A 6173-nucleotide genomic window follows, 5' to 3' on the forward strand; every position below is an offset into this window, starting at 1 on the left:
GGACCGCAGCAGCGTAGATTCCGGCGATACGGGCATCCAGCAGACGCGTCGACGGGTGCCCCGGACCGGCCAGGCCGCGCCGATGGTCGGCCCGAGCAGGACGGAGTCGGGCCGGTGGGCGCCCGCTGAAACCAGGCCGATAGTCCCGCCGCTGTCGGCCAGCGCTGACCACTACGACCTGAACGCACCACCCCTGCCTCTCATGGCCGGCAACGTTCTGGCATGTTGCGATAACAGGTGGGGCAGGCGCCGATCCAGGCCACCGGGTGATGCGCTGGAGAGTGCAGAAGGCGTGCGCGACGGAGACGAGGGTGACATGGTGGTGCCAGCCTCGCCAGGTGCGGCCCTCGAAGTGAGCCAGGCCCAGGACCTGCTTCATCTCGCGGTAGTCGTGCTCGATGCGCCAGCGTAGTTTCGCGGTGCGCACGAGGGTGGCGAGCGGGATGTCGGCGGGCAGGTTGGACAGCCAGAACTGGACAGGCTCGGGCTCGGTGGCGGGCCATTCGGCCAGCAGCCAGCGCACGGGCAGTTCCGGTCTGTCGATGTTCTTGCGGCTCTCGCGTCCGGCAGGCCTGATCCGCAGGGCCACCAACCGTGAGTACATCCGCTTCAAGCCGCTGCGGCCGCTGCCGGGGCGGGAGCCTTCCCACTACTGCACCGGCTTCGCGTCCCGCTTGCCGGGTAGACGCGGCCCTCGAGCGCGGTCGTCCGATATCCGGGAGCGGACGCCGGAGTTCGATGAGGTATCCGCCCCAACAGCCCCTTGAGGACGTCATCGAACTGCAGGGTGCCGTAGCAGAACAGAAGGTGGGGACCTTGCGACAGCCGGTCCCTGCGGTGCGGAGTCTCAGACACTAGGGCTTCCACTCGTCGTCGAGCATCGAGTGCACCACCGAGTCACGCCATCGGTCTGCCTTCTGGATGTGGGCGCGAATGGTGCCTTCCTGGACCATGCCCGCCGCTGTCATGGTCTTCGCTGACGCTTCGTTCAGCGGGGAGCGCGCGCCCCAGACGCGATGCAGGCCCAGGTCTTCGAACCCGAGGCCCAACAGCAGGCGGACGGTCTCCAGGCCGTAGCCGACTCCCCAAGCGTCTGGGCGCAGCGCGAAGCCGAACGTGGCTGCGCGCTGCTGGTGGGGGTCCATGGCGAGACGTCCGTACCCGATCAGCGCGTTCGTGTCCCGCTCGGCGATGGCGAGTGCGTACTCGCTGCGCGGTTCTGCCGTCGCTGAGGCGACGGACCGGGCGACGATCTGGCCAACCTGCTCGCGGGTACGGGGCTCGAACGACAGGTGTTCCGTTGCCTCTGGGTCGCCGTAGATAGCGAACACCGCATCGACGTCGTCGACGGTGAGCTCGCGGAGGTTGAGGCGCTGGCTGGAACGCTGGACCGGGTACATGCCGGGAACCTTAGCGCTGCGTTCCCGAGGGGAGCGCCGGCCGACGAGGCGGGAAGACCGCGATCTCCTCCCGCAGGTCGCTGGCCACAACAGCGGTACGGACATTGGTGGTCATGAGTGCCTGCCGGACACGTTGGGCGGAGACGATGATGCCGTTGTTGCGGTACGTGGGCGGGAGGTCCAGGACCGGTCGGATGGTGTGTGCGGCACCGTCCACATCTCCGCTGTAGAGGAGGACGAGAGCCTGGTTGCACTGGGCTCCGGCCAGGTCCCCGAACGCCCAGTTCGGGTCTTCGCGGTCGCTGAACCCCTGCACGGCCCGTTCCGCCTGCACCGTGAGTTCCGCATCGCCGTGGCCAAGGAGCGCCTCGGACTCCACGGAGTAGTACGTCTGCTTCTCCGGTGAGTAGGTGAGGAGGCCGCCGAGCTGATCGAGGTCGTCCAGGACGACGCTCCCACGACGATCGACCGCCTGCAGGTTCGCCGACCGGACGGTCTCCTCGTCGCCGAGGACGGCCGCGGCGCGAGCCTGCAGGCCCAGAAGCCACAGGCCGACGGTGCCGTTGAGGTCGGAGGAGAGGGCCGTTCCCTTCTGGGCGTAGAACAGGGCGTCCCCGGGCCGGTCTGCCCAGTGTTCGATGAGCGATTGCAGACCGTTGACCAGAGCCATCAGGCCCGGGTGTTCGGTGTCCTTGGCGAACGCGCCGGCGAGCAGGCTCATCGTCCTGGCCTGCTCGCGGTCCTCCATGTCGTTTGAGCCCTTGTCCACCAGGAACGCCAGCACACCGGCCATGAAGTTGAGGTCGCTGAGCTGGGACGGACGGTGTTTGCCGGTCTCCAGATTGAAGATGACCTGATCCTGGGCATCCAGCAGGTCATCCCAGATCGACGCCAGTGGTACACGCGGGTAGTCGCGAACGAGCCGAGCGACCTGGTCGTGCAGCAGCGGGAGCGGGTTGTCCCCCACCCTTTCGCGGTCCGCTTCGAGGACGTAGTTCCGCGCACGGCGAACGGCCATTGCGCCGCTCCTTTTCATCTCGCTCAGGTCCATGCCGGGTTCGGCATGGTGTGCAATGGGAGACGTGCCGACCAGGGGAACGAAGTCCGGGGCGGCCCCCTCGGGGACTTCGGCCCACAGGTCATCGATGCTGTAGCCGAGCATTTCGACGATGACCCGGCGGAAGGTCTTCTGGGGCTTGCGCCCTTCGTAGATCCAACCCTCGAAGGTCTTCGGGGCAGGGTCCACGTTCGTCAGACCGAGCCGTTCGGCTGCCTTCCTGTACGGCGGAAGGAACTCGTCAGCGCTACGAACACCGCGCCTTTCGAGTTCCGGCACCGAGACCGATCCCGAGCCCGAGACCAGCGGAGACGCGGGCGCCGCGGCCTTCCTCCACGGCCCGCAAGGGCTCTTCGGCTCCGTCATGCCCCCGGACACCCCGGACGGCGCCCACGACGACCAGGTCCACGGCGAAGACGAGGTGGCGGCACGATGAGCGTGATGGACACCGCCCTGCGCGAGTCCCTGAAGTCCCTGCGGCTGTCCGGGATGCTGGAGACCCTCGACGCCCGCCTCGCCCAGGCCCATGGCGGCGAACTCGGCCACCTCGACTTCCTCCAGGTCCTCTGCCAGGACGAGATCACCCGCCGCGAGACCGTCGCCTTCCAACGCAGGCTCCAGCGCGCCAAGTTCGAGCAGCAGGTCACCCTGGAGGAGTTCGACTTCACCGCCTCCTCGAAGCTGCCCGCAGCCCAGATCCGCGACCTCGGCGCCCTGCGCTGGCTCCACGCGGGCGAGTCCGTCATCCTCTTCGGCCCGGTCGGGGTCGGCAAGACGCACATCGCCCAGGCGCTGGGCCACCTCGCCGTCCGCCAGGGTGCCCACGTCCGCTTCGCGAAGACCAGCCGGGTCCTCGCCGAACTCGCCGACGGCCACGCGGACCGCACCTGGGAGAAGCGGATCCGTGAACTGGTGCGGCCCGACGTGCTCATCCTCGACGACTTCGCCATGCGTCAGCTCTCCGCCGCCCATGCCGACGACCTCTACGAACTCGTCTCCGAGCGGCAGGGCCGGTCACTGATCATCACCAGCAACCGGGCACCCAGCGACTGGTATCCCCTCTTCCCCAACCCAGTCGTCGCCGAGTCACTCCTGGACCGGCTGATCAACACCAGCCACCAGGTGATCATGAACGGGCCCAGCTACCGCCCGAACAAGCGGCCCAAGAACCCCAGCGACAAGTCCGCCAAGTCCCCGGTCCGCTAACGCCCGGCCCCGTCCACGTTCCATTCCTGCGGCAGTTCCTCGTCACAGAAGACGCAGACGAAGCACTCCCCCCGAACGATGTTCAGCTGACCGCAGACGGGACAGTGCCGGAACACCACCTCGTGGGTGAAACTGGCAGGATGATCAATCCCAGCTGTGTCCAGAGCCCTCGCGACAGTCGGCCACGAGCTGACGTCCGGGCAGTATCCGGTCGACTGATTGCTCACCTCACCGACCACCCACTGCCCGGACTCCTTGCGGAAGCTCATCTCCCCGGCACCCAGAACGGGGCCACCGCCAGCACACACCACATGCTCGCTCCGGCGCGGCGCCAGCCGCAGCACACCTGCCGAGTCGATGACGAACGTGAAGGGCTCAGCCAAGTCCGCCGCTGTCAGAGTCGAAAGCCAGTCGTCGAAGTCCGCCGCCGAGTGGATGCGTCGGCCCTCAGCCTCTGGCCGAACAAGGGCCCGCAGATCAGGCGGTCCCACATATCGATAGCTCCATCCCAGCAAGTTCACGCTGGCCAACGTAATGCCCTCGCGAGGCCGGGGCCTGGGGAATTACGTGAACTTACGCCTGGGGAATAACGCGAACGTCCACAACAGTGGCCGTCCGGCGAAGAACGGCGGTCGGGGCGGCCGCGTCCGAGCCGGATTCCTGCCGTTTCCTGCCTCGATGTGAGTGCCGTGCCCCACCAAGTGAGAAACCCGTGACCGGCCCACAAGCCAGGTCCGCCATTGGAACTGGGAGAAGGCCCGAGGTCCACAACAACCTGATCTACCTCACAGACGGCCGTGGCAAAGTCGACGCCAGCTGCTCAGTGGCACCACGTGGGACCAACTCGTCGCCAGCAACCGCGATTCCACCCGGGGCTGGCTCGTGAAGCGTGCCTGCTGCTGGGACTAGAACCACGTCATCCAATGGATGAGTGACCTGCTCACGCCTCGCCGTCCTCGCCATCCGCAACCGCGTCAAACGCTGACCGGGTCGGCAGCACCCCCCACCGTCGACCCGCAGCGGCACCCCGGCCTCGATCAAAAGCGGCCCCCTAACGACCTCGTGCACAGTTAGCCGTGGCTCAGCGTTCAGGTAGCTCGTTGAGCAGCGCATGGTGGGGGCTGGAGCGCGTGCGTTGATCGTGGCGGAGTACCGGGCCACCGGGCTGTCGCCGACGGTGATCGCTGAACTCGTTGCTGAGGTAGGACCGTTGTGGCACGAGCTGCATCAGGCTCGCCTCACTGCTCGAGCACGGCAACGGGGGGTAGGAGCCGGAGCGAAGCACAAGTTCGTCTTCATCGATCGGCTGCTGGCCACGCTGGTGAGTCTGCGCCACGGCACCACGCATGACGTGCTGGCCTGCTGGTTCGGCGTGGACCGCTCCACCATCACCCGCGCCATCGGCGAGGTGCGGCCCCTGCTGGCACGACGGGGCTGCACCGTCGCCCGGGGCATCCGGCTGCGCACTCTCGCCGAGGTCATCGAGTACTTGGGCGCCGGCGGGACCGGCATCATCGACGGCACGGAGGTCCGCGTGCGACGCCCCGCCGCAGTCCGAAAGGACCGGGAGAAATTCATCTCCGGCAAGACCAAACAGAACGCCGTGAAGTCCATGGTCCTCACGGACGCCGAGGGGCGCGTGCTGTTCTGCAGCCCGGTTCGACCCGGCAGTTGCGCCGACATCACCCAGGCCCGGCAGCTGGGACTGGCCCAGCTCCTGGCGGACGGCCCGTTCCTCGAGATCCTCGCGGACGCTGGCTACCAGGGTATGGGCGCGCAGACCGGCGGGCGCGTGCTGACACCACCACGTCGCAAGTTCAAGAAGAACCCTCCCGCCTGGTACGAGGAAAGGCACGAGCAGCAGCGCAAGGCACATTCCTCACGACGCATCCGGGTCGAGCACGGCATCGCACACCTCAAGAACTGGCGGGCTCTCGCCCGGCACCTTGGCCGCCGCGAGCACATGAGCGACATCGTCCAAGCCGTTGCCGCACTGCTCTCACATCAGCAGACCGCCACCCGCCGACGGACGACAGCGGCGGACAACCACGGACGCCTGCGGACCATCAGCGCAGGCACGGGCGGGCCACGACGGTCCGGTGCGCCTGTCATCCGTCGGCTCAGCCGAAGCTCCGCGCCGCTCCACGAGCCGGCCAGGCGGCGAAAACCCCGGCCGCCGGGCCGAGTCCGCCGCGACCTGCGAAGCCGTTAAGGCCGACCAGCTGCACCACCTGGCGGGATACCACCATGCCCCGGACCGGTCACGGACGGCTACCTGCGGCTTCACCGCTCGGCGTCGGCCCGTTCCCGCACGTCGAGACGATTCGCCGACAGCGTCCGGCCACGGTCCGGGGCCTTCCCGCAGCACCGGGGCCTTCCCGGCTCCAGTGGCGCATGGCGGGTTCCTGCCCGGTTCTAGAGATCGTCTTCAAAGGTGGTCAGGTAATGAGGCATCATGTTTGTCGTGGTGCGTCGTCATGAGCTTTCGGATGCCGAGTGGGCTGTGTTGT

The 6173-nt window shown here is 67.6% G+C and carries 5 protein-coding genes and 2 pseudogenes; 2 read left to right on the forward strand and 5 right to left on the reverse strand.

The genetic code is table 11. From position 1 onward, the window contains the following. Nucleotides 1-241 precede the first annotated feature (241 nt). The 4 genes and pseudogenes from ACIRPU_RS41155 to ACIRPU_RS41170 form a co-directional block, all read right to left on the reverse strand. Nucleotides 242-679: pseudogene (locus ACIRPU_RS41155) on the reverse strand (transposase); the annotation flags it as partial. 56 nt (nucleotides 680-735) lie between these two features. Then, nucleotides 736-867: pseudogene (locus ACIRPU_RS41160) on the reverse strand (hypothetical protein); the annotation flags it as partial. Then, entirely contained in the window at nucleotides 855-1400 is a 546-nt protein-coding gene (locus ACIRPU_RS41165) for a GNAT family N-acetyltransferase (RefSeq protein ID WP_403877376.1), read from the reverse strand. The pseudogene ACIRPU_RS41160 and the gene ACIRPU_RS41165, both read right to left, overlap by 13 nt. A 10-nt stretch (nucleotides 1401-1410) precedes the next feature. Continuing rightward, nucleotides 1411-2418, reverse strand: coding sequence for a hypothetical protein (locus ACIRPU_RS41170; RefSeq protein ID WP_403877379.1), 1008 nt, complete (start codon nucleotides 2416-2418; stop codon nucleotides 1411-1413). Nucleotides 2419-2889: 471 nt separating this feature from the next. On the opposite strand from ACIRPU_RS41170, the gene istB reads away from it, so the two are divergent. After that, nucleotides 2890-3663, forward strand: a complete 774-nt coding sequence (istB, locus tag ACIRPU_RS41175) for an IS21-like element helper ATPase IstB (RefSeq protein WP_403877382.1) — start codon at nucleotides 2890-2892, stop codon at nucleotides 3661-3663. Here the strand turns inward: istB and ACIRPU_RS41180 are convergent. Beyond that, the gene (locus ACIRPU_RS41180; protein WP_403877385.1) at nucleotides 3660-4184 is read right to left on the reverse strand and encodes a hypothetical protein; all 525 of its coding nucleotides are present in this window, start codon (nucleotides 4182-4184) and stop codon (nucleotides 3660-3662) included. The genes istB and ACIRPU_RS41180 overlap by 4 nt on opposite strands. Before the next feature lie 620 nt (nucleotides 4185-4804). Here ACIRPU_RS41180 and ACIRPU_RS41185 point away from each other — a divergent pair. Next, complete coding sequence (locus ACIRPU_RS41185) at nucleotides 4805-5875, forward strand: transposase family protein (protein WP_403877391.1); 1071 nt, start codon at nucleotides 4805-4807, stop codon at nucleotides 5873-5875. Nucleotides 5876-6173: the final 298 nt, after the last annotated feature.

The organism is Streptomyces sp. NPDC102259 (assembly GCF_044766465.1).
GTDB lineage: Bacteria > Actinomycetota > Actinomycetes > Streptomycetales > Streptomycetaceae > Streptomyces.